This window comes from Faecalibacter bovis, assembly GCF_017948305.1.
Lineage (GTDB): Bacteria > Bacteroidota > Bacteroidia > Flavobacteriales > Weeksellaceae > Empedobacter > Empedobacter bovis.
Window position 1 is genome coordinate 1,189,680 of sequence record NZ_CP072842.1, and the last position, 23,830, is coordinate 1,213,509.

Here is a 23,830-nt window from a genome sequence, read left to right on the forward strand (position 1 = left end):
ATTACAAACAAGTAAAATATTCAGATTATAAAATAGTTTAATCTTTATTAAGTGACTCGGATATTCTGAGTCACTTTTTTTATTTTTAATAAAATTTCAATAGTAAGTGTAACCTTTTTTTAAAAGCTGCATCTTATTTATAAAGCGACCCAAATTACACACATGAATTTATTTATAAAATCTAAAAAATCAGTGGAAGAGCTTTTAATCGAAAGGTTAAAAAAAAATGATAAAAAAGCTCAACGCGAATTATACGATCTACACGCTAAAAAGATGCTAGCCGTTTGTAGAAGCTATATTTCTGACAACTTTTATGCGGAAGATTGTATGATTAATGGATTTTGTAAAATATTTAATCACATTCAAAAATTTGAAAATAAGGGAAGCTTTGAAGGGTGGATTCGCCGAATAATGGTTAATGAATGTTTAACCTTTTTACGATCAAACAAAACCTTGATTTATTTGGACGATACCAGAGTAACAGATTATGATGGTATTGATGATGAATTAGACGAATTAGAATTTACGTTTAATGTAGAAGAGGTTTTACAGCAATTACCAGAAGCGTATAGATTAGTTTTTAATCTTCACATATTAGAAGATTATTCGCATCAAGAAATTGCAGAAGTTTTGAATATTTCGGTTTCATCAAGTAAAACACAATTGTTTCGTGCAAAAGCCAAGTTAAAAGAAATCATCCTAACCCAAAAAAGAGTTCAAAATGAAATTTAAAGAATATATACAATCAGAAGTTAATCAAAAGGAAATTGAACCATCGCACGATGCTTTTGACCGCATTCAAGCCAGATTAGGTAATCAACAAGAAATTGTTTTACAAAAATCAACGACAAAATGGTGGGCTATTGCAGCTACGGTTATCGGATTAGCTGTTTGTACAACGATATTTTTTACTCAAAATAAAACTCAAAATACAGAATTTGTATCTCATGATCTTAATGCGATAAAGGATACAATTTCTACTAAAGAAACGGTTGAAGATAAATCTAAAATCAATTCAGGAAATGAAGTTCAATTGGTAGAAAGTTCAAATTCTAAAGCTGATGCTGAAACTAAAGTTGAATCTCTAAAACGCGAAAATTCAGAATCTGATATTCAAATTGCAGTCCAACCAACAAAAGAAATAATTCAAGAACAACCTAAAGTTGCAAATCCTATACAAGTGCCGAATTTGGCAACTGGATTAAAATCAAATCAGAATCAAATTGCAACGAATTTAGATACGGTGAAAGTAAATCCTAAGAAAAAAGGAAATTATGTGGATCCAAATATGTTGTTGTATTCTATCGAAAATAAAGAATCTTTAAAAGAATCAAACAATCAGAAATCGAAAGTTGCAGTTATCGATCTGAATAAAAAATAATCCATTCACTAATTAAAAAATACTACATATGATAAAGAAAATTATTGTAGCAGGAATGCTGTGCTTTTTTGCTACACCAATGTTGGCACAAAGTATCGGAATTGACTTTAATAAAAAAGGAGATCAAGATAAAGTAAGTCCTAAAGTTCGTGAAAAAATGGACGAATTTCAGTTGCAAATCAAAGAAATTGTAAATGAAGAAAAAGCGAAATTAGATTCAGCAATCCAGCAATTAGAAAAAGATATTGCGGAAGGTAAAATAACGAAAGAAAAAGCAGATGAAACTAAAATTCAGTTAGCGGAAGCTTCTTCAGAAATTATTAATGAAAGAATCCAGAAAGTAAATTTTGATTTAGATGATTTGATTAAAAAGCAAGTTGCTTTTGCAATTTTGAATGGAAATGATACAGATGAAATTCCAACTTTAGAAGATTTAAAAAAGAAGCACAGAGCAACGCATAATCTAACAGGTTATATCGGTTATGGATTCATGGGGTTTACAGAAAAAAAGGATGAACAATTGGATGATCGTTTAGGTTTTGCAAATAATTTTGAATTAGGTTTAACTTATACAAAACAGTTTAACGCTGCTAGTCCATGGTCGTTAAAATCAGGTATGGTTTTCTCTTGGCGTACAACTCGTTTGGATGACGATTATAAATTTGTAAGAGGTGCGGATGGAAATACAACATTGCAACATAGCGAAACTAAATTGGATAAAAGTAAGCTAAGAGGTTCTTATTTAATTGTACCTTTAGGGTTACAATATACCTTTGGTAATAAGGTTTCGGTAGATGATTTTACATATTACAAAGAGAAAGATTTAGCAATTACAGCAAATGTTTATGGTGGTGTAAAATTATCGAACAATAACATTGTAAAAGGTGATGATATTAGCCAACGCGATAAAAAAGATTATAATCTGAACCCTTTTGTTTACGGTGCGCAACTAACTTTCAGAATTAATTCAGTCAATATTTATGCTCGCAAAGAATTTTCAAATTATTTTGATAAAAACACTTTTGACGATCGTAAAATGTTTCAATTTGGTGTTAATTTCGGATTTTAATAAGAATAATAATTCTGAATTTATTTCAGAATCACATAATGCAAAAATGATAAGCTGAAACAAGTTCACCTTGACAATGGCTGAGATTCAGAACTTGTTGAAGAAACTAATTTTATAACATAAACAAACGCGAGGCCTTTAGCTTCGCGTTTGTGTATTTATTCAAACTCAATAGTCGGATTAATATGTTTTAATTGACGTATAAAATCTTCTCTGTTTTTGGGAGAAATTAGTACCGAATCGTATGTATTAAAAAAGATTTCAATTCGATCAAGCGATAATGCAGGAGAACTTATTAAACTTTTGGATGGTTTAATTTTTCTAATCTTATCAATGTCAATTGTAATTTTTACTAAAATCCCACTTTTTACAAGTAATTGATTCGAATTTTTATTGATAAGGTAATACGTATTTGTGAAGAGATAAATGAAAAATAGAATTAAAAATACTACCACAAGAAATCCTGCAATCTTAAAATCTGTTATTAAGAAATAGAAAACGGGTAAAAGGACAAATAAGAATAAAACGACCAATTCAATTCCAATTTTAGATGGATATTTTATAATCATATGATTCGATTTGTATAAAGATAAAAAAAGCTACCAAAAGGTAGCTTAATCTTTTATTTATTCGATCGAATGGTCATTAGTAAATGCTGAATTATAACTACCAATCCTACCGATATTAAAAATGTAATTCCGGTTTGAAATGCTAAATTAGGATTAGTTCCTTCCATTTTAGTAAATAAAATATATGCGATTGCAGTTCCTGCCAATTGCATGATTGCACTTCTAATTCCTGTTTTATTAATCGTTAAACGATCTTTTGCTTTAAAACCCCAAATCAATTGATGAATTGTAGGAATCAATAAACAGATAAAAGCAATAATTGTATACGTTACTATCATTACAATTTTATTTCTTTTTGCATTTGTTCCACCACTTCATAAGTCGCCGGACAAATTAATGTGTTCTTAATTGTGAGATGATTGATTTGATAAAACTTCTTACGATCCGTATGTGGATATTCGCGGCAAGCTTTTGGTCGATCTTCGTACACCAAACAATAATTATCCGAATCCAGAAATGGACAAGGTGTTTGTTGTAAGACGTAATCGTTATCTTCATCAATACGCAGATATTTCTCGATAAATTGACTCGGTTTCAAACGAAACACATGCGCCAAACGTTCAATATCTTTATTGGTAAATAGAGGTCCAGTTGTTTTGCAACAGTTGGCACACGAAAGACAATCGATACGATCAAAAACCTCTTCGTGGATTTCCTCCATTTGTTGGTCTAAATTTTTAGGTGGTTTTTTCTTCAGCTTTGCTAAAAACGCTTGATGTTCTTTTTGTTTTTCGCGTGCTTTTCTGAAATATTCTTCTAAATTCAACCTAATCTTTTTTAATTTCTTCTACAGATTTTACACCTCTTAAATTACAGAATTCCTCAATTACGTTGTGGTGAGAAACTGTTTTATCTTTAAAAAAGTTTACAAAATATTGTTTTTCTTCGTCTGTAGCTTCTAATTGATTCAAGATATTCATCAAGTGCATTTTCATGTGACCTTTCTGAATTCCTGTTGTTACCAACGAACGTAAAGCGCCAAAATTTTGTGCTAATCCTGCAACAGCAACAATTCCCATCAACTCAGATGCTGAAGGTTTTCCTAAGATTCCTAAAGCTAATTTTACGATTGGGTGTAAAGATGTTAATCCACCAATTGTTCCTAAAGCTGTTGGTAAATCAATCCAAAAACGGAAAACTCCATCTTTCACTTCGCAATGTGTTAACGAAGAATATTGACCATCTTTTGCTGCATAAGTATGTGCACAAGCTTCCACAGCACGGAAATCGTTTCCAGTTGCGATAACCACCGCATCAATTCCGTTCATGATTCCTTTATTATGCGTAGTTGCACGATAAGGTTCAATTTCTGCGATACGAACGGCGAGAGAGAATTTTTCAACAAATTCTTCAGCCGAAACATTTCCTTCTGCTAATTGTTCAACAGGACAAGAAACTTCTGCTCGTACGATACAATCTGGAGTATAGTTTGATAAAATACACATCACGATTTGTACTGATTCTTTCTCTTCAAAAGTAAATGTGTTATCAGCATCAATTTCATTTTTCAATGTTTTTGCAAATTGCTCTAAACATGAGTTAATGAAATTCGCTCCCATTGAATCTACTGTTTCAAAAGAACCTTTAATTTGGAAATAGTTTTCTAAATCAGCAGTTTTATCAATTAATTCTAAATTTAAAATACCACCATTACGCGCACGCATATTTTTAGTAATATCATTGGTTTCCTCAATTAATTTAGCTTTGATTGTATTTTCGAATGTAGTTCTTAATTTTTCAACATCACCTTCGTACATAAAATGTACATGTCCTAGTTTTGTTGTAGAAAGAACAGTTGTTTTAAATCCTCCACGATCTAACCAGAATTTTGCAGCTTTAGAAGCAGCAGCAACTACCGAAGATTCTTCAACGGCCATTGGAATGGTATATAATTCGTTGTTGATTAAAAAGTTTGGTGCTAAACCAAAAGGCATATAAAAGTTAGAAATTGTATTTTCAGAGAATTCGTCGTGCAGTTTTTGTAAGTCTGCATCGTCGTTCCAATATTGTTTCAATGTTTGGATAGCTTTTTCGTCACCGTTAAGATATTCGTTTACTAACCATTCAATTTTTCCTTCTTTCGATAATTTCGAAAATCCTTCAACTGGTTGATGTTTCATATTGGATGATAAATTTTAATTGTTGCAAAATTAAGAACCTTTGTTTTATAAAGGTGAATAAATATTACTGAATTGCATAATTATTTAACATTCTTTAGTACAAATGCGATGCTTTAACGACTGAGCGAATAAGTATTTTACTATATTTGATTGTTTATACACATGTTTTAGGATAAGATTATGAGAAAGACTTTATTAAGTTTTCTGGTTTGTACGGTAAGTATGTATACTTATGCACAGAAAATTACTTTAGAAAATATTTATGGAGGAAAATACAGCGAACGTAGTTTGCGTGGTGTGAACTCGATGAATGATGGAGAAAATTATACCATATTAAACGAACAAGGTTTAGTAAAGAAAACGTATCAATCAACTTTGAATAAATCAATCGATAAAGATGTCGTTTTGGTTCCTGGAAAATTTCAAGGGTACGAATTTTCTTCAGACGAGCGTTATGTATTATTAAAAAACAACACAGTTAGTATTTACCGTCATTCAAATACGGCAACTTATGAAGTTTTTGATACGCAAACGAAATCTAAAGTAAGTGTTTTTAATGGTAAAGCAATTCAAGAACCTTTATTCTCGCCAGATGCTTCTAAAGTAGCTTTTGCTTTCGAGAATAATTTATATGTTCAAGATTTAAAATCAAATCAAGTTTCACAAATCACAAAAGATGGTAAGAAAAATGAAATCATCAACGGGATTTGTGATTGGGTTTATGAAGAAGAATTTGGATTTGTTCGTCACTTCGATTGGAATGCAGACGGAACAGCTTTAGCTTTTGTCCGTTTTGATGAATCGAAAGTAAAAGAAATTAATATTCCGATTTATTACAACAATTTATATCCAGAAGAATTAAGATTCAAATACCCAAAAGCTGGTGAAGATAATTCAGAGGTTACTTTACATGTGTACTATGTAAAATCAAATAAAACGGATAAAGTTGATTTAAGTGGAGTACAGAATTATTACATTCCTCAAATCAAATTCTCGAAAAAATCGAATTTATTAACGGTAATCACTTCAAACCGTCATCACAATAATGTAGATGTTTCTTTTTATGACATCAACACGCAAAAAGTAAACAAGTTATTTACTGAAACTAATAAAGCGTGGATTGAAACGGATCATTTTACGTTAGAATTCTTAAATGATAATTCATTCTTATGGGCATCTGAGCGTGACGGAAACAATCACATGTACCACTATGCTGAGAATGGAAAATTAATTCGTCAAATTACGAAAGGAGATTGGGAAGTAACACGTTACTATGGATATAATCCTACGAACAAAACAATTTATTACCAATCGACAGCTAATAATGGAAAACGTGTTTCGACTGAACGTCAGATTTTTGCTGTTTCATTAGATGGAAAGAAAACAACACAGTTAACAAAGTTAGCAGGTACAAATAATGCGGCATTCTCTAAGAATTTCACTTATTTCATCAACACATTCTCAAATATCGATACACCTCGTACAGTAAGTTTAGTAGAAACTAAAACAGGTAAAGATTTAGGAATCATCATGAATAATGAGCACGTGAAAGAGCGTGTGAATGCGGATAATATCGGAACAAAAGAATTATTCACTTTAAAAACCGCTGCAGGTCACGAATTGAATGCTTATGTGATTAAACCAAAAGATTTTGATCCAAATAAAAAATATCCAGTATTGATGTATCAATATTCTGGACCAGGTTCTCAGAACGTGAATAATACATGGCAATCGACAAATGACTATTGGCACCAAATGTTAGCACAAGAAGGTTATTTAGTTTTCTGTGTTGATGGACGTGGAACTGGTTACAAAGGAGAAGCTTTCAAAAAAGTAACATACATGCAATTAGGAAAATATGAGGTAGAAGATCAAATTGCAGCTGCTGTTGAGATTGGAAAATTACCTTATGTAGATGCGTCACGAATCGGAATTTGGGGATGGTCTTACGGTGGATATATGTCGTCTAATGTTTTATTCAAAGGAAATGACGTTTTCAAAGCAGCTATTGCTGTAGCTCCGGTTACAAACTGGCGTTTTTACGATACTGTTTATACTGAACGTTTTATGAGAACTCCACAAGAAAATGCATCTGGTTATGACAACAATTCGCCAATTAACCATGTGGATAAATTTAAGAAAGGAAGTTTCTTATTGGTTCACGGAACAGCAGATGATAACGTACATGCACAAAATGCATTCGAATTATCTGAAGCATTAATCCAAGCCAATAAAGATTTCGAAATGTTGTATTACACAGATAAAGACCACGGAATTTATGGTGGAAATACACGAGTTCATTTATACCGTCAAATGACAAATTTCTTAAAGAAAAATTTATAAAATCAAAACACTAAAATATGAGTCAAGACACAGGATTAATTAAACATCTTCACAGCTTGGGGATGGATGATAAAATGGTAAATGGTCACCCTGCAGGATTATTTGTTTTGTTCTTTACAGAAATGTGGGAACGATTCAGTTACTACGGAATGCGTGCATTATTAACTTTATTCTTAATCAGCACAATTGCCGATGGAGGTTGGGGATGGACGAATTCTGAAGCCATGAAATTATATGGAGTATACACAGGATTGGTTTATTTAACACCGTTATTAGGAGGAATTATTGCCGATAAATTTACAGGTTACAAAAAAGCAATTTTGATCGGAGCTTTGATTATGACTTTAGGACATTTATCAATGGCTTTTGAAGGGATCGCTCCTTGGTTCTTCTATTTAGGATTAGCATTAATGATTCTTGGAAATGGAATGTTCAAACCAAATATTTCGTCGATGGTTGGTAATTTATATCCTGACACAAGTTCTAAAAAAGATGCTGGGTACACGATTTTCTACATGGGTATTAACGCAGGTGCATTCTTAGGAATGTTATTGTGTGGATACATTGGAGAAAAAATCGGTTGGCATTATGGTTTTGGATTAGCTGGAGTTTTTATGTTCTTTGGAATGTTACAATTCTATTTTGGAGAAAAAATCTTCGGAATTATTGGTGAATCTCCTAAAGAAGTTCAGGCTTTTCATGATAAAAAAATCGCTAATAACGAAGAAGAGGAAGAAGTAATTCCTGCCAATGTAGTTAGAGATAGATTAATCGTAGTTGCTGTATTGATGATAGCGAGTATTGTTTTCTTCTTAGCTTTTGAACAAGCAGGAGGTTCTATGTCTATTTTCGCAAAAGATTATACACAACGAGTATTAGAAGGTGGAGCTGCAACTTCATTCAAATGGATTGATACGATTTTAACAATTGTACCAATTGCAATTGTAACAATTGTACTTTATGCATTAGCAAAAAAGATTTATAAACAATATCCATTAACAATTATTTTCACAGCGATTTCTTTTGTGATAATTTGGGGATTAGGATTATGGAAAATATTTAGAGAGTTTAACTCTGTTGAAACAGAAGTTGCGGCTTCATGGTTCCAAATCTTAAATTCATTCTTCATTATTGCATTAGCATCATCATTTAGTAAATTCTGGGAGAAAATCTGGAATCCTTCTGGACCAGTAAAATTTGCTTTAGGTTTAGTGTTAGTAGGATTAGGATTCGCTGCATTAGCATACGGTGCATTGGAAATTCCACAAGGAGCAAAAACAGCTTCTGTTAGTATGGTTTGGTTAGTAATTGCTTATTTCTTCCATACAACGGGAGAATTATGTTTATCTCCAGTAGGATTATCGTATGTATCGAAATTATCTCCGAAAAAATTCTTAGGATTACTATTCGGATTCTGGTTCTGTGCTTCGGCAATCGCCAACTTTATTGGTGGTTTCTTAGGTTCTTATATCGATCAAATTGTAGAAACACATTCGATGTCGTATTTCTTTATGATTTTTGCAATTATCCCTGCAGTTACTGCATTGATTTTGGTTGCATTAAATCCTATCTTAAAACGAATGATGCACGGAATTAATTAATCAATTTTCAAAAAAAGTATTTTAAATAAAAAAAACCTCTGCTTTATCAGAGGTTTTTTTTATTTTCGTTGATTGCTAACAAAATCTTAAGATAATGTTAGTATAATTTTTCAATACAAATAGTAAATAAACAATAATGAGTGCAGTTCAAGAACAAAACTTTTTCGACTCTAAAGTATTAGGACACCCGTCGGGATTGTTTGTCCTATTCTTTACAGAAATGTGGGAGCGTTTCTCTTTTTATGGGATGCGTGTCTTATTAATCAACTTCTTAACATCAGCAATTATCAACGGAAGTCCATTCTCTGGATGGGGTTGGGATGCTGAACAAGCAGGAGCTTTATATGGAACTTATGCGATGTTATTATACATTACGCCAATTTTTGGTGGAATCTTAGCTGACAAGTATTTAGGTTACCGTTGGGCAGTAGTAATTGGAGCCTTAATTATGACCATAGGTCATGCCTCGATGGCTTTAGAAGCACCAATTTTTATGTACATTGGTTTAGCTTGTTTAGTAATTGGTACAGGTTTCTTTAAACCTAATATGACATCTATTTTATCAGAAATGTACAAGAATTATCCTGAGAAAAAGGATGGTGCTTATACAATTTTCTACATGGGTGTAAACGCTGGAGCATTCTTCGGAATGATGTTATGTGGTTACTTAGCAGAAAAAGTAGGATGGCACTGGGGATTCGGTTTAGCTGGTATCTTCATGTTATTAGGTACTTTACAGTTCTGGTTTGCTAAACCTATTTTTGGTACTATTGGAGATCCTCCAACTGCTGAGCAAAAAGCTGAAGCTGCTCGTGTAGCTAAAGAATCTACGGATCCTAACGATAAGCCAAATCCATTTACAATGATTGATAAAGTTTTAATCGCTGTAATGACTGTTTTAGGTTTAGGTTATGCATTCAACGATCCATTATCTAAAGTTGGAAATATGAATTTATTCAACTTTGAAATGTTTGGATTAAAAGGACAAGATGTTGCAATTTTAGTAGCTTTAATCTTATTCTTAGGAGTTGTAATTTCTCGTTTAACACGTTATACAAAAGTTGTTCGTGAGCGTATGATTGCGGTAATTATTTTCGCATTCTTCGTAATCTTCTTCTGGATGTCTTTCGAACAAGGAGCGTCATCATTAGTAATCTTTGCTCGTGATAATGTTGATAGAACTTTAGAAGGAACTTCTTTAACGATTTTTAATCTTGTAAATGCTGCATTAACAATTATTCCATTAATAATTATCACTTATGTAGTTGCATTATTATCAAAACAAACATTTGGAAAAGCACCTTTAACAAACATTGTACAAGTAATTTGTTTTGTTGGAATTTGGGGAGTAGCGATCTGGATGTTATACCGTGAGTTTACAGCAGAATCGTCTGAAATTACAGTTTCTTGGTTCTCTATCTTAAACTCTTTCTTCATCATTGCATTTGCATCTTCAGTTTCTAAGATTTGGGATTCTAAATTAAACCCACCAGCAGCTGTTAAATATGGTTTAGGATTAATCATTATGGCGATTGGATTTGGTTTATTAGCTTTCGGATCTCACGGAATTCAAGAAGGTGTTAAAGTTTCTATGATTTGGTTAGTATTAGCTTATTTATTCCACACTTTAGGTGAGTTATGCTTATCTCCAGTAGGGTTATCTTACGTTTCTAAATTAGTACCAGCACGTATGATTGCATTCATGTTTGGTATGTGGTATTTAGCAATCGCAATTGGTAACAAATTAGCAGCGATTATTGGAGGACAAATCGAAAAAATTACAGAAGCATATTCGTTATCAACTTTCTTCTTAATTTTTACAATTGTACCGATTGTTGCAGGGGTTATCGTTATTGGATTAAATCCAATTATGAAGAAATTAATGCACGGAGTTAAATAATTTTAATTGAACAATATGAGAATTTTAATTACCGTATTAGCTTTATTTATTACATCAATTACCTTTGCGCAAGGAATCAATTGGATGTCTTTAGATGATGCTACAAAAGCAAGTAATGCGAATCCGGAAAAGCCAATTTTATTCAATATTTATACAAATTGGTGTGGATACTGCAAGAAATTAGATAAAGAAACTTTCGTTGATCCTGCCGTAGTAAAATATGTAAACGAGAATTACATACCAGTAAAATTTAATGCAGAAACAAAAGAAATGGTTTCGTTTTTAGGTATTAATTTTACTTATATCGCTGGAGCAAAAGCTAATTATTTAGCCTATGTGATGACTAACGGTAGATTAAGTTATCCAGCTACAGTAATTCTTGATAATAAAGGGAATACAGATAAGATAATTCTTGGATATCGTTCAGCTGAAAATTTTACTTCAGACATTAAAATTTAATTTGAAAATAACCTCTCTCAGAGGTTTTCCATAAATTAGAATTAGATTGTTTTTTTAGAACAGAATCTAATTCATCAACATAATTAGGGTAGTTGCTTCCATCAGCAATTACCCTTTTTATTTGCTGTAAATTGGATAAATTTTCAGGTTTAAAACTCGAATTTCGAACTAAAATATAATCGGTTTTCTCTGGAATTTGATTCAGATTTTGACCAACAAATATGGATATGTTTTCAACGATTAAAAATGATTTTGATTTATAAAATTCATCACTAATAGTAGCAGAATCGATAGCGTAATACTCCGTTTTCTTAATTCTATTTCTTATCTCAAAAGGTCGGATTGTATATTGTTTCGTGAGGCTAGAATCTAAATTTTCTGAACTAAATATTTTTAAATTTTGTCCATTTCTTACTCCAATTAAACTTGATTTAAATTGATTGAAAATCACAATTTCTCTGCTCTTTCTAATTCGATTTACATCAATAAATCTATTTACAGCTATTCCAAACAATGAGATTAAAATAACGATCAAAGAAGTTTTTGAATATTTTAAAATTAATGGTCTGATATGATACAGGATAAGTAAGATTAAAATCGCTGAAAAAGATCCAATATAAATTTGTTTAAAAACGAAAGAATCAAAATTTGATAACCATTTGATATAAGAGTTACAGGACTCAATATAAAAGTTGAAAATGAATGTAAAAGTTGAAAAATTAATATCTAAACTAAGAAGTAAAATCGCAATTATAGAACCTACAATCATTAAAAAAGAAGCTGGAATTAATACCAGATTACCTAATAAAAATAGTCCGGAAAACTGATTAAAATAGTAGGTTGAAAATGGCATTGTACCTAATTGCGCACTAATGCTTGTAGTGGATAAATCGTATAAATAAGAACTGATTTTACGTTTTGGTTGATAGAATTTTTTATAAATAGGATTTAACCAAACGATAAAAAATACAGCCGAAAAGCTTAATTGGAAACCAACATCAAACAAGTATTTTGGCTGAAAAATTAATATAATAAACGCACTTAGAGCAATGGTATGATAGATATTTTTCGGTCTTTTTAGTAAATCGGAGATGTAATAAATTGAAATCATAAGAGCTGAACGAAACACAGGAGGTTGCATATCGACGTAAAAAGCAAATATCCAAATGATGATTAGCGATACGATGATTCGGATATATTTACCATTTTTCAACCATAAAATAGGCTTTAATATAAAATTCAGAATAAAGTAAATCATCACTACATGTAAACCCGAAATGGACAAAATATGTACAACACCAGTCGCTACATAGCTATCATTTAATTCTGTAGAAATTTCGCTTCTGTCACCTAAAAGCATGGATGAAATAATAGATCTGGTTTCGATTGAATAACCAAATTTTTTCATCTTTTCTCTGATTTCATCCTTTGATTTTACGGTAAATTTTTTCCAAGAATTATGGTTTGATTTATGTTTTAGTACATGATTTACGTAAATCGTATGATCTATATTTTGTCTACGCAAATACGCTGCATAATCAAATTGGTACGGATTTTTGACAGAAGTTAAGGGATAGGTTTTAGCATAAATGATCAAAGTATCTTGAGGATAATAATTGATAGAATCTATCGGAATATGAACTAATCCGACACGATCATTTGTTAAATTTTTTGCTTTATACTTATAATATTTGGAAGTAGATTTGTACTTGTTATCTAAAACGAGATAGTTAATTTTAGCTTGATCACTTAGCCTTAAAGTCTCTGTATGATTGGTTTTATTTGCATTATTTATCAAAAATCCAATGATTACAAATTGAAAGCAAAATGCAAAAGTTTTAATTATACTGTTATTGATTAATTGGCTGGTAAACAAGCTAAAGAACAGAATAATAAAATAAATTCGTAAATTTGCGGCAAGAATTAGCTTTTCAGAAAGAAAAATTCCAAGAGCAAGACAAATTACTAGATATGAAAATAGGTGCTTTTTCATCCTAATAATTTACAAAATGAAGGTCTAAATATTAGGTTTTAATTATTTGACATTCATTTATTTAAAAATAAATGTATATATGAAGCATTTTTTATTGTTTATTACGCTGTTTATGTCTCAGTTTTTAATGGCGCAAACAGATGTAAAACTTACAATTAAAAACCTGAGAGAAGTGGAAGGTTTTTTGTCAATCGAATTTTATAGAAATGTAGAAAATTATACGAAAGGACAAAACGCATTTAAAAAATTATACGTTCCAATTAAAGATTTAAATCAGTACGAAACAACTTTTAAGAACATTGAGGAAACGTATTACGCAGTTAAAGTTTTTGTAGATACTAATGGAAACAAAACATTAGACAGAAGTTTTTTTGGAGTTCGTAAAGAACCTTATGGTTATTCTGGAGATGAAGAACCATTTTTACGCGAACCAACTTTTGAAGAAGCAAAAGTGTATGCTTCGAAGAAAAATAATAACATTATTATAGAATTAAATAACAACAAAGGCGAAGAATAATCTTCGCCTTTGTTGTTAAAATTTATATGAAAATCCAATCCCAATTCCGAGTAAAGAATTCTCTTTATTTGAAAAATTATTTAACGGATTAATTAAAAATTTATAATTAGGTTCAAGATTAATTCCAGCTTTTTCAGAAAGCAAATATTCAAATTTTAAACCTGCATTAGCCGAATAGCTATAATCATTTAAGTTTTCTGCTTTACCAATTTTACTTCTGCCGTAGGTTTGATTGTCAATAAAAATATCATTTTTAGTTAAAATCATATAACTTCCACCACCAACTAAATAAATGTTAAATTGAGATTTGTTATTTAAACGATATTCAATTTCAACCGGAATTTCAAGAAATTCAACCCTTTGATTCATGGTATTTTTTTCAGTACTATAAAACGTAGTTGGATAATCTTGATGATTGGTAATAACCTGCAAATTTCCGTTGTATTTGATGTTATTATTGTTTGTTCTAATATTAGAAGACAACGGGATAACATTTGTACTTTGTATTGCAGAAGTGCTCGCCATAACAACATCTTTTGTGTTTTGATCAAAATCAAGTTTAGATATTCCCGTTCGTATTTTTAATTTATCGTTGATTTGATAGGCTAATTTAGCACCATAAGCCACAGTTACTTTATTGTCAATTTCGTGTGTATTAAACGAGTTTGAAAGTATTGATTCTTCTTTTAAAAAAGTTGAAGTTGAAACAAATGTAGAAACAGAAAACTTAGTTTTAGGATCGAGTTTTTTCGGATCAAGATCAACCTTTGCCTTCTCTTCAATCAAGATTTCCTCGATTGTTTTCTCTTTATTTGATTCATCTTTTTGATCAATTTGATTCTGAGTTATCAATTGATTAGAAAATATCTTTTCATCAATAACCTGTTGATTATTTGTTGAATTAGTTTTTTTAGTTCCTAAATATTCTCCTAAATCAAAATTATTATAATCATTTTCAGCGCTTTTAAAATCTGAATTTTTGACCGAATTTAACTGATTTGTTTTATTGTAACTTTCTGATTTTGAGTGTTTGTTTCCGTTATTAACAATGTTAATAATTTTGTTAGTATCCTTTAAATTATTTAAAGAATCTAAAGTGTTATTCTTTTTTAGAATAGAATTTATAGTCTTATCCTTATGTACAATTTCAGGTTGATTTGTTGTATTTTCTTTCGCATGAAAAAAGTAAGTTACACCAGCTATACCTAAACATGCAGCAGAAGATGAGATCCAAAAAATAAAAGGAATAATTCTTTTTTTCTTCTTTTGATCTAATTTCTCTTCAATATTTTTCCACGCATCAATTGGAGGAGTTTGATGTTCTGAAAGTTTATTTTTAATATGATGATCGAACTTGTTCATTGTTTACTTGAGATTTTAATTGATGTAATTTTTGTTTTAAAAAACTTCGTGCTCGTGAGAGATTTGATTTTGATGTTCCTACTGAAATTTGGAGTAAATCTGCAATCTCTTGATGCGAGTAATCTTCGATTACATAAAGATTAAAAACCTGTCGGTATTGGGAGGGAAGTGTCTGAATGACTGAGAGTATTTCGTCATATTCATAATCAAATTCGTCATTATCTTCATCAGATGATAAATCAGGGATTTGATCAATTTCATTGTTACTAAAATTATGATTTTTGCGGTATTTATCAAGTGAAAGATTAACCATAATTTTCTTCATCCAACCCTCGAAAGAACCTTCAAAATTGTATTGATCGATCTTATTAAAAATTAAAATGAAACCCTCCTGAAAAGTATCCTGCGCGTCTTCGTAATTATCTGCATATCGTAGACAAATAGAAAAAAGAATAGGAGAGAACTGTTGGTATAAAAGTTCTTGTCCCTTCCTATCCTTTTTTTTGCATAGCAGTACAATTTTTTCTATTGGGTTTCCCAAAACTTATATAAACGTATTTTTATTCTGATGGTACTGTAATAGTTTTTGAAATGTAGATATCTGCACCTCCTGGATCTTTACCAGCCCAAACTCTAATTGTTTGTTCTCCTGCAGTTGTTGGAGTAAATTTTAAAGTTTTAACAGTCGTAATGATATCATTCGTACATGCAGAATTATTTTTTTGTGAACCAAATACTCCGATTTTTGTATCGTTTGCATCTGCTGGTAAAATTCTTCTGAATTCTAAAAATTCTTGACAACTTCCTGCTAAGTTAAACGAGATTTTAACGTTTGTAGGTTGCGAAACTGGTTGGATTGAATCTAAATTTACATCAATGGCAGTTGCTGGTATAAAACCATAAGTGTAAAAAGGTTCGTTAGAATCATCATCTAAACAGCTAACAGTTGTAACACCAATAAATACTAATAAAAATAGGTAGCTGAAAAATTTAGTCATCTTCATAATCATGTTTTTTTAAAGTTATATAAAGATAAGATGTGAAAAACTGAAAAGGTTGCGTAAGTATTTAAATTTTAACATTTAAACAAAAAAATCCTCTTACTTGAAGTAAGAGGATCAAATTATTTTAGGAATAAATCTTTTGTAATTAAGTTGGCTGTTCGTACAGATGCGCCAACACCACCTAACTTATGATACAATTCTTCGTAATCATTCAAGATTTGTTCACGCTTAGGAGAATTTAAAATTAAGTTCAATTCGTGTTTAATATTTTCGTACGTTAAATCGTATTGAATTAATTCTTTTACCACTTCACGATCCATGATTAAATTAACCAAAGAAATGAATTTAATATTTTTTACTACTCGTTTTCCGATTTCATAAGAAAGAGCATTTCCTTTATAACAAACCACTTCAGGTACTTTTAATAAAGCTGTTTCCAAAGTAGCCGTTCCTGATGTAACTAACGCAGCATGAGAAATTCGAAGTAAATCATAGGTTCTGTTTTCTACAATTTTTAAATCATTCCCTGCGATGGCTTTGTAGTTTTCTGTTGGTTGTGATGGTGCTCCTGCAACAACAAATTGATAATCAGGAAAATCTTTTTCTACCGATAACATCAAAGGTAATTTAACTTTAATTTCTTGCGTTCTACTTCCAGGTAAAACTGCTATAATCGGTCGGTCATCTAATCCAAATTTCGTTTTAAATTCCTTTTCATTTACTTCTGGTAAATTATTTAATGAATCTAATAATGGATTTCCTACAAAATCAACTTTATAATCATATCGTTGATAAAACTCTTCTTCAAAGGGAAGAATCACGAACATTTTATCAACTAATTTTTTGATTTTATGTACACGTCCTGTTTTCCAAGCCCAAATTTGTGGAGAAATATAATAGTAAATTTTGATGCCTAAAGACTTGATAAAAGGTGCAACCTGTAAGTTAAAACCAGGATAATCAACCATGATTACACAATCGGGTTGGTAAGCTTGAATATCTTTTTTACAGAATGAAAGATTTTTTGTAATTGTACGAATATTCATAATCACTTCTGCAAATCCCATAAAAGCCAAATCACGGTAATGTTTAACAATTTCACCACCTTGAGCTTCCATTAAATCGCCACCCCAACAACGAAACTGCGCGTTTGGATCTTTGATTTTGATTTCTTTCATTAAATTCGAAGCGTGTAAATCGCCCGAAGCTTCACCTGCAATAATATAATATTTCAAAGGAATATAATTTACTTTGATACAAAGATAATTAATTACAAATAAGAAATTAGTTTATCTCGAAACACGAATGACAATGTTCTTGATATTGATTAATATTCGTAATTTTACTACATCAAATTTGAACAAAATGTCAGACGAAATAATAAATAAAATTGCCAATAGTGGCTTAATTAATCTGGATTTAGAGGATTTTTACCCAGAAGGTCCTCGTGTAGTTTTTGATCTAAAAGATTGGCTTTATGAAGAGTTAATCTTGAGAGAAAAAGATTTCCGTCAGAATTTAAAAGAACACGATTGGTCGCAGTATGAAGGGAAATATGTTGCAATGACTAATACAGCTGATGCAATTGTACCATCGTGGGCTTATATTTTAGTAGCGACTTATTTACAGCCTATTGCAAAACGTGTAATTCATGGAACTTTACAAGATTTAGATCAGATTTTGTACACAGAAATCATTAATGCATTACCGATTGATGAATATGTAGATGGACGTATTATTGTAAAAGGTTGTTCTAAAAAACCGGTTCCAGATTCAGCTTATATTCAGTTGGTCGAAAAGTTACAACCTGTTGCCAATTCAATTATGTTTGGCGAAGCTTGTAGTACCGTTCCTCTTTATAAAAAGAAAAAAGCATAAAAAAAAGCCACTCGATTCGAGTGGCTTTTTTTTATTTCGGTTTGGATTAAAATCCTTGATTTAGTCTCATTCCTCCACCTCTTTGTGGATTTGGAGTTCCTGCTGATTTTCCACCAAATTGATTTAAATTAAATGTTACAGAGAACATCACGAAACGAGTTAAAATACTGTTTCTTTCATCACGAATATATTCGTCAGAAATTGTTCTTGTGTAACTATTATTTTGGTTCAATAAATCATACACTTTAACTCCGGCTTGTAATTTATTATCGAAGAAAGAATACATCATTTGCATGTTCCATAAGAAGAAATCTCTTTTGAAACCAGCTGCCATTCTCGAATTGTTATTGTAAGAAAATTCGTTCGTCCAAGTTAAATTCTTTGGCCAAGTTGTAATTGTTCTTAAACTAAAATTATGAACCGTGTTAGATTGTTGATCTATCGTGTAGTTCTCGTAATTAGAGCTTGAGAATCTTAGGTTATACGATGGCGATAATGTTAAATATTCATTCCATTTATACGTTAATCGAATGTTTGGTGTAATACTAGAGTTGTATGCTGTGTATAATCTTGAGTTTCTGTAACCTTGTTGGCGAGCATAATTTGTTTGTACACCTGCGTTTAAGTTTAATTTATTTCCAGATTTACTTAATTGTTTACTGTAAAAGAAACCAGCATTTACGTTATAATTACCTTCGATATTTGTATAAGTTGATCGAGTGATTAAATTTTCGTCAACAGTTGAATAATTTACAATACTAGATTCGTTGTAATTATATCCTAAATTAACATTGAAACCTTGTTTTGTTTTACGATCAAAGTTTGAAAAGTTTAAAGATAATCGGTGTGCACGATTCGGATCTAAATCAGGATTACCCACAAAAATATTCAATGGATTTGATAAGTTTTCGATTGCTAATAATTGGTTAGACGAAGCTAAACTTGTATTATAACGGTAATTGAAAGATAAATTATTATTTCCTAATTTATATCTAATATTCGCCTCAATCATTGGTAAAGTTTCCTGAACTGTTAAGTTGTAATCATCACCTCTATATAAACCAAAATTTCTTTGATTATAAAAATCAGTACCAGCTTTTAACGTACCTGAAATTTTACTTTTCGTTAACTGTAATTCAGCATAAGGTGTAATTTTATTCAGTTTTGTTTCAGTAAAACGTGTAAATAAATCGTTTTGTGATACAAATTGACCTGTGATTTCATCATAATCCCAAGTTATTTCATCGTTCTCGATATAGTTATAATTGTATCTTGATCCAACTGCAATTTTCAATGAATCACTAATTGGGCGTGTATAATTCAACTCAAAATTGAAATTATTATTCTTCGAGTTATAATCCTCTAATTGATTACGAATATCATCTGGAGAATTATTGTTGTTGAATATTGTACTTGAATTGATTCTGTTGTTTTGCTTCGATTGATCAAAAGTTAAATTACCGATTACATTGATGTATGAATTATCTTTAAAACCTTGGTAAAGTGTAATCTCTGAACCAAAATTATCTGATTTAGATTCCTTTTTATTATCCGCAAAACTTTCATTTCGTAATTCACCATTTTCATCAATCGATTGACTATCGCTTAAAGTTGATGAATTATTGATGCTATGAGTATATTTCGGAGCAAAGAATATTTTAGTTAAATTATTATTCCACTCTAACGTACCACCAAAGTTGTGACTAAAGTTTTCAGATTTTGAAATTAAATTAGACTCAGTTGTATAAATATTTTCTGGTAATAAGTTCTCTTGACGAGTATAATTCTCGTTTTTATTATAAGTATGATTAAAGTTATAATTAGCGCCAACAGTAAGTTTATCGCTAAATTTATCATTATAATTAAAACCAATACTTGAACTATTTGTGATTCCATTTCCTCCTCGACGGCCCATACGACCACGACCGAAAGAACCTGCACCATTGGCTAATCCTGTACTTGCAATATCATTTGAAGAAGCTACTAAACTAAATTTTTGACTTCCTTTAAAATAATTTGCCATCAAATTACTTTCGTATCGATTATCTGTCCCATAACCAACTGTACCCTCAGCCATATACCCTTGTTTTTTGTCTTCTTTTAAAGTAACATTGATAGAAGATTTATCAGAACGAGAGCGTTCTCCTGAGAATTTTTCGTTACGAGTTTTGAAATCTGAAACTTGAACTTTCTTGATGATATCTGCTGGAATATTTTCTAAAGCAATTTTTCCGTCAGTTCCAAAAAATGGCTCTCCATCAATCAAAATTTCATTAACTTCTTTACCATTTACAGTAATCTTTCCATCATCATCAACATCAACGCCAGGAAGTTCTCGTAAAAGTGCCTCTAAATTAGCATTAGGTTTTACGGTATAAGAACTCGCGTTGTATTCAATCGTGTCATTTTTTACAACAACAGGATCTACTGTTAATAAAACTTCTTTTAATTCATAACGTTGAATGCTTAATTCAACATTTCCGAAATCGTAAGGAGTCGTTAATTTATCAAAACTTTTTTTGTAGATTCCTTCGATAGGATCTTCGATAATGACGTAGATAGGTTTGTTTTGAACAGGTATTTCAATTGTGAAATCTCCATTCTCATCACTTACAGTTGAAGCAATTTGTAAAGAATCGGCAGTATTTCCGATTATAACAGTTGCATCAACTAATGGAAGTTGGATTTGATCTTGAATTTTTCCCTTTAAACTTATTTTTTCTTGTGCGAAAGTTAAAGTACTAAATAAAGCGAAAATCAAGAATGAAAGTAATTTTGGCATATATTGATTTTATAGTCTACAGATTAGACCAAAAATCTTACCTAAAGTTTAATTCTTTTTTATTTTTTTCCAGTTTGTATCATTAATTTTTAATGTATCAATCGGAGAAATTGTATTGAAAATTGGAGTTATTGCCATTACTCTATACGTTTTCTCTTCACGCAAATCCATTTCTAAACAATAAGTTTCTATTAATTTTATGGTTTCTGAAGATGATGAAACTGATTCGTATAAGGTAGATTTTACTTTTTTTGTTACTTCCCAATTTTGGCAATTTCCTACTGAAGAGTAGTATTTAAAAAGAAAGAAAGGGATAATTCCGATTATAATTCCGAATACAAATTTTAGGATATTTTTTATATTCCAACCGTCAGCTTTTTTTATGCTAAGTAAGAATAAAAAGTAAATACTAGCACCTGTTGCGAAAGTTAAAATTTTTGGAAAGAAAAGAGCAAAATTATAATCAGAAAACTCTAAACTAATGTGTTCTCCGAAAACGAAATAACTAATAAACCAAACGATAATAAGGATAAAGGTAGTTTTTAAGGTTAATCGTAGAGATCTGTTCATATTCTGATTTTTACTTCTGTAAAATTAAAGATTAATTCCTGCTAACCAAAGTATTTGACAGGAATCAATCTTTTTATTTTTTTATTTATATTCTTTAATTAAATTTTCTAAAACTTCTATAGCAGATTCTGCTAAATTAGTTCCAGGACCGAAGATAGAATGAGCTCCGTTAGCTAAAAGAAAATCATAATCTTGTCTAGGTATTACGCCTCCAACAACAATATAAACGTCATCACGACCTAATGATTTTAACTCTTTAACCACTTCAGGTACTAAAGTTTTATGTCCTGCGGCTAATGAGGAAACTCCTAAAATATGAACATCATTTTCTATGGCTTGTTTTGCAACTTCTGCTGGAGTTTGGAATAATGGAGCAATGTCCACATCAAATCCCATATCAGCATAAGATGTTGCAACTACTTTAGCGCCGCGGTCATGCCCATCTTGTCCCATTTTAGCAACCATAATTCTTGGTCGACGACCTTCTAATTCTGCAAATTCGTCAGCTAATTTTCTAGCTTTTTCAAAGCTTTCCATTTTTCCTGCGTCCATAGCGTAAACTCCTTGTATTCCTCTTGTAATAGCTTTATGTCTTCCGTAAATAACCTCTAAAGCATCAGAAATTTCTCCTAAAGTTACACGACGACGAGCAGCTTCGATTGATAATTCTAATAAATTTCCGTTTCCAGATTTAGCAGCTTCCGTAATCTGCGCTAAAATTTCATCAACTTTAGCTTGGTCACGCGTTGCACGAATTTGATCTAAACGATCAATTTGTTTTTGACGAACTGCAGTATTATCAATATCTAAAATATCAAATTCTTGTTGCTCTAATTTAGATTGATACGCATTGACACCAATAATAGCATCTTCGCCAGAATCAATTTTCGCTTGTTTTTTAGCAGCAGCTTCTTCTATTCGCATTTTCGGAATGCCAGCTTCGATAGCTTTAGTCATTCCACCTAATTCACGAACTTCTTGGATGTATTCCCACGCTTGATTTGCCATTTCATTAGTCAAAGCTTCAATCATGAAACTTCCACCCATTGGATCGGCAGTACGACAAATTTGAGTTTCTTCTTGTAAAATAATCTGCGTGTTACGTGCAATACGAGCCGAGAAATCTGTTGGTAAGGCAATCGCTTCGTCCAATGCATTCGTATGTAAAGATTGTGTTCCACCTAACGCAGCAGCTAACGCTTCGATTGCTGTACGACCTATATTATTGTAAGGTTCTTGTTCGGTTAAACTCCATCCAGATGTTTGACAATGTGTACGTAACATCAACGATTTTTGGTTTTTAGGCTCAAATTCTTGCATTAATTTTGCCCAAAGCATACGAGCTGCACGCATTTTTGCAATTTCTTGCGTAAAATTCATACCAATAGCCCAGAAAAAAGACAAACGTGGAGCAAAGTCATCAACTTTTAATCCTGCATTTAATCCTGTTTTCACATATTCATAACCATCGGCTAATGTATAGGCCATTTCTAAAACAGGAGTTGCACCGGCTTCTTGCATGTGGTAACCCGAAATAGAAATAGAGTTGAAACGAGGAATATATTTAGAAGTATATTCAAAAATATCCGCGATAATCTTCATCGATGGTGTAGGAGGATAGATGTACGTATTACGCACCATAAACTCCTTTAATATATCATTCTGGATTGTTCCAGATAATTGTTCTTGCGAAACGCCTTGTTCTTCTGCAGCAACAATGTAGAATGCTAAAATTGGTAAAACTGCACCATTCATTGTCATCGAAACTGAAATTTTATCTAATGGAATTTCATCAAATAAAATCTTCATATCTTCAACAGAATCAATAGCAACACCAGCTTTTCCAACATCGCCAACTACACGTTCGTGGTCAGAATCGTAGCCGCGATGCGTAGCTAAATCGAAGGCAACAGAAAGTCCTTTTTGTCCAGCTGCTAAATTTCTTTTATAAAATGCATTTGATTCTTCTGCAGTAGAAAAACCTGCATATTGGCGAATTGTCCAAGGTTGACGCACATACATTGTTGTATATGGCCCTCTTAAAAAGGGTGCAAAACCTGGTAAAAAATCTGTTTGTTTTAGATTTTTTACATCGCTATAAGTATAATTATTCTTGACTTGTAAACTATCTAATTCAAAATCTACCATTTCTGGTTGAGTTGAATTTAATTTTCTTTCAAATTTTAAATTTGAAAAATCTGTTTTGTGATTCATAACGCTAA

The 23,830-nt window shown here is 31.3% G+C and carries 21 protein-coding genes; 9 read left to right on the forward strand and 12 right to left on the reverse strand.

Annotated features, from left to right (window positions below; genetic code table 11):
- Positions 1-162: 162 nt before the first annotated feature.
- From J9309_RS05680 to J9309_RS05690, 3 genes are read left to right on the forward strand one after another with little or no spacing between them, the layout of a single operon-like run.
- The gene (locus J9309_RS05680; RefSeq protein ID WP_230477592.1) at positions 163-732 is read left to right on the forward strand and encodes an RNA polymerase sigma factor; all 570 of its coding nucleotides are present in this window, start codon (positions 163-165) and stop codon (positions 730-732) included.
- The gene (locus tag J9309_RS05685; protein WP_230477593.1) at positions 722-1,381 is read left to right on the forward strand and encodes a hypothetical protein; all 660 of its coding nucleotides are present in this window, start codon (positions 722-724) and stop codon (positions 1,379-1,381) included. Before J9309_RS05680 ends, J9309_RS05685 begins: the two co-directional genes overlap by 11 nt.
- Positions 1,382-1,409: 28 nt before the next feature.
- Complete coding sequence (locus J9309_RS05690; protein ID WP_230477594.1) at positions 1,410-2,450, forward strand: TonB-dependent receptor; 1,041 nt, start codon at positions 1,410-1,412, stop codon at positions 2,448-2,450.
- 158 nt (positions 2,451-2,608) lie between these two features.
- On the opposite strand, the gene J9309_RS05695 is transcribed toward J9309_RS05690, so the two are convergent.
- From J9309_RS05695 to J9309_RS05710, 4 genes are read right to left on the reverse strand one after another with little or no spacing between them, the layout of a single operon-like run.
- Positions 2,609-3,019, reverse strand: a complete 411-nt coding sequence (locus J9309_RS05695; RefSeq protein ID WP_230477595.1) for a PH domain-containing protein — start codon at positions 3,017-3,019, stop codon at positions 2,609-2,611.
- A gap of 53 nt (positions 3,020-3,072) precedes the next feature.
- A complete protein-coding gene (locus tag J9309_RS05700; RefSeq protein WP_230477596.1) occupies positions 3,073-3,357 on the reverse strand; it encodes a hypothetical protein in 285 nt (94 codons plus the stop codon).
- On the reverse strand, positions 3,357-3,845 hold the full coding sequence (locus tag J9309_RS05705) for a YkgJ family cysteine cluster protein (RefSeq protein WP_230477597.1): 489 nt from the start codon (positions 3,843-3,845) through the stop codon (positions 3,357-3,359). The genes J9309_RS05700 and J9309_RS05705 overlap by 1 nt, the downstream gene beginning before the upstream one ends.
- Position 3,846: 1 nt before the next feature.
- A complete protein-coding gene (locus tag J9309_RS05710) occupies positions 3,847-5,199 on the reverse strand; it encodes a hydroxymethylglutaryl-CoA reductase, degradative (RefSeq protein ID WP_230477598.1) in 1,353 nt (450 codons plus the stop codon).
- Between the two features lie 180 nt (positions 5,200-5,379).
- Here J9309_RS05710 and J9309_RS05715 point away from each other — a divergent pair, with 180 nt between their 5' ends.
- The 4 genes from J9309_RS05715 (at position 5,380) to J9309_RS05730 (ending at position 11,502) form a co-directional block, all read left to right on the forward strand.
- Entirely contained in the window at positions 5,380-7,542 is a 2,163-nt protein-coding gene (locus J9309_RS05715) for a S9 family peptidase (RefSeq protein WP_230477599.1), read from the forward strand.
- Positions 7,543-7,559: 17 nt separating this feature from the next.
- Positions 7,560-9,143 carry a peptide MFS transporter gene (locus J9309_RS05720; RefSeq protein ID WP_230477600.1) on the forward strand — a complete coding sequence of 528 codons (1,584 nt, stop codon included), beginning with the start codon at positions 7,560-7,562 and terminating at the stop codon, positions 9,141-9,143.
- A 136-nt stretch (positions 9,144-9,279) separates the two neighbouring features.
- Positions 9,280-11,043 carry a peptide MFS transporter gene (locus tag J9309_RS05725; RefSeq protein WP_230477601.1) on the forward strand — a complete coding sequence of 588 codons (1,764 nt, stop codon included), beginning with the start codon at positions 9,280-9,282 and terminating at the stop codon, positions 11,041-11,043.
- A gap of 15 nt (positions 11,044-11,058) precedes the next feature.
- Complete coding sequence (locus tag J9309_RS05730; RefSeq protein ID WP_230477602.1) at positions 11,059-11,502, forward strand: thioredoxin family protein; 444 nt, start codon at positions 11,059-11,061, stop codon at positions 11,500-11,502.
- Here J9309_RS05730 and J9309_RS05735 read toward each other — a convergent pair.
- Positions 11,492-13,495 (reverse strand): ComEC/Rec2 family competence protein, encoded by a 2,004-nt coding sequence (locus J9309_RS05735; RefSeq protein WP_394369294.1) that lies wholly within the window; start codon positions 13,493-13,495, stop codon positions 11,492-11,494. The two genes, J9309_RS05730 and J9309_RS05735, sit on opposite strands and share 11 nt — an antisense overlap.
- 112 nt (positions 13,496-13,607) lie before the next feature.
- Here J9309_RS05735 and J9309_RS05740 point away from each other — a divergent pair, with 112 nt between their 5' ends.
- The gene (locus tag J9309_RS05740) at positions 13,608-14,012 is read left to right on the forward strand and encodes a DUF2141 domain-containing protein (RefSeq protein WP_230477604.1); all 405 of its coding nucleotides are present in this window, start codon (positions 13,608-13,610) and stop codon (positions 14,010-14,012) included.
- Between the two features lie 15 nt (positions 14,013-14,027).
- Here the strand turns inward: J9309_RS05740 and J9309_RS05745 are convergent, their stop codons facing one another.
- The 4 genes from J9309_RS05745 to lpxB form a co-directional block, all read right to left on the reverse strand.
- Positions 14,028-15,374 carry a porin family protein gene (locus J9309_RS05745; RefSeq protein WP_230477605.1) on the reverse strand — a complete coding sequence of 449 codons (1,347 nt, stop codon included), beginning with the start codon at positions 15,372-15,374 and terminating at the stop codon, positions 14,028-14,030.
- Positions 15,349-15,915 carry an RNA polymerase sigma factor gene (locus J9309_RS05750; protein WP_230477606.1) on the reverse strand — a complete coding sequence of 189 codons (567 nt, stop codon included), beginning with the start codon at positions 15,913-15,915 and terminating at the stop codon, positions 15,349-15,351. Before J9309_RS05750 ends, J9309_RS05745 begins: the two co-directional genes overlap by 26 nt.
- 19 nt (positions 15,916-15,934) lie before the next feature.
- Complete coding sequence (locus tag J9309_RS05755; RefSeq protein ID WP_230477607.1) at positions 15,935-16,378, reverse strand: hypothetical protein; 444 nt, start codon at positions 16,376-16,378, stop codon at positions 15,935-15,937.
- Between the two features lie 119 nt (positions 16,379-16,497).
- Positions 16,498-17,613 carry a lipid-A-disaccharide synthase gene (lpxB, locus tag J9309_RS05760; RefSeq protein WP_230477608.1) on the reverse strand — a complete coding sequence of 372 codons (1,116 nt, stop codon included), beginning with the start codon at positions 17,611-17,613 and terminating at the stop codon, positions 16,498-16,500.
- A gap of 130 nt (positions 17,614-17,743) precedes the next feature.
- Between lpxB and J9309_RS05765 the strand changes: the two genes are divergently transcribed.
- Positions 17,744-18,256: a DUF2480 family protein gene (locus J9309_RS05765; protein ID WP_230477609.1), complete on the forward strand. Its 513-nt coding sequence runs from the start codon at positions 17,744-17,746 to the stop codon at positions 18,254-18,256.
- Between the two features lie 46 nt (positions 18,257-18,302).
- Here J9309_RS05765 and J9309_RS05770 read toward each other — a convergent pair whose 3' ends face one another.
- From J9309_RS05770 to scpA, 3 genes are all read right to left on the reverse strand, one after another.
- Positions 18,303-21,038, reverse strand: a complete 2,736-nt coding sequence (locus J9309_RS05770; protein WP_230477610.1) for a TonB-dependent receptor — start codon at positions 21,036-21,038, stop codon at positions 18,303-18,305.
- Between the two features lie 48 nt (positions 21,039-21,086).
- Positions 21,087-21,608, reverse strand: a complete 522-nt coding sequence (locus tag J9309_RS05775; protein WP_230477611.1) for a hypothetical protein — start codon at positions 21,606-21,608, stop codon at positions 21,087-21,089.
- An 81-nt stretch (positions 21,609-21,689) separates the two neighbouring features.
- The gene (gene scpA / locus J9309_RS05780) at positions 21,690-23,822 is read right to left on the reverse strand and encodes a methylmalonyl-CoA mutase (protein WP_230477612.1); all 2,133 of its coding nucleotides are present in this window, start codon (positions 23,820-23,822) and stop codon (positions 21,690-21,692) included.
- Positions 23,823-23,830: the final 8 nt, after the last annotated feature.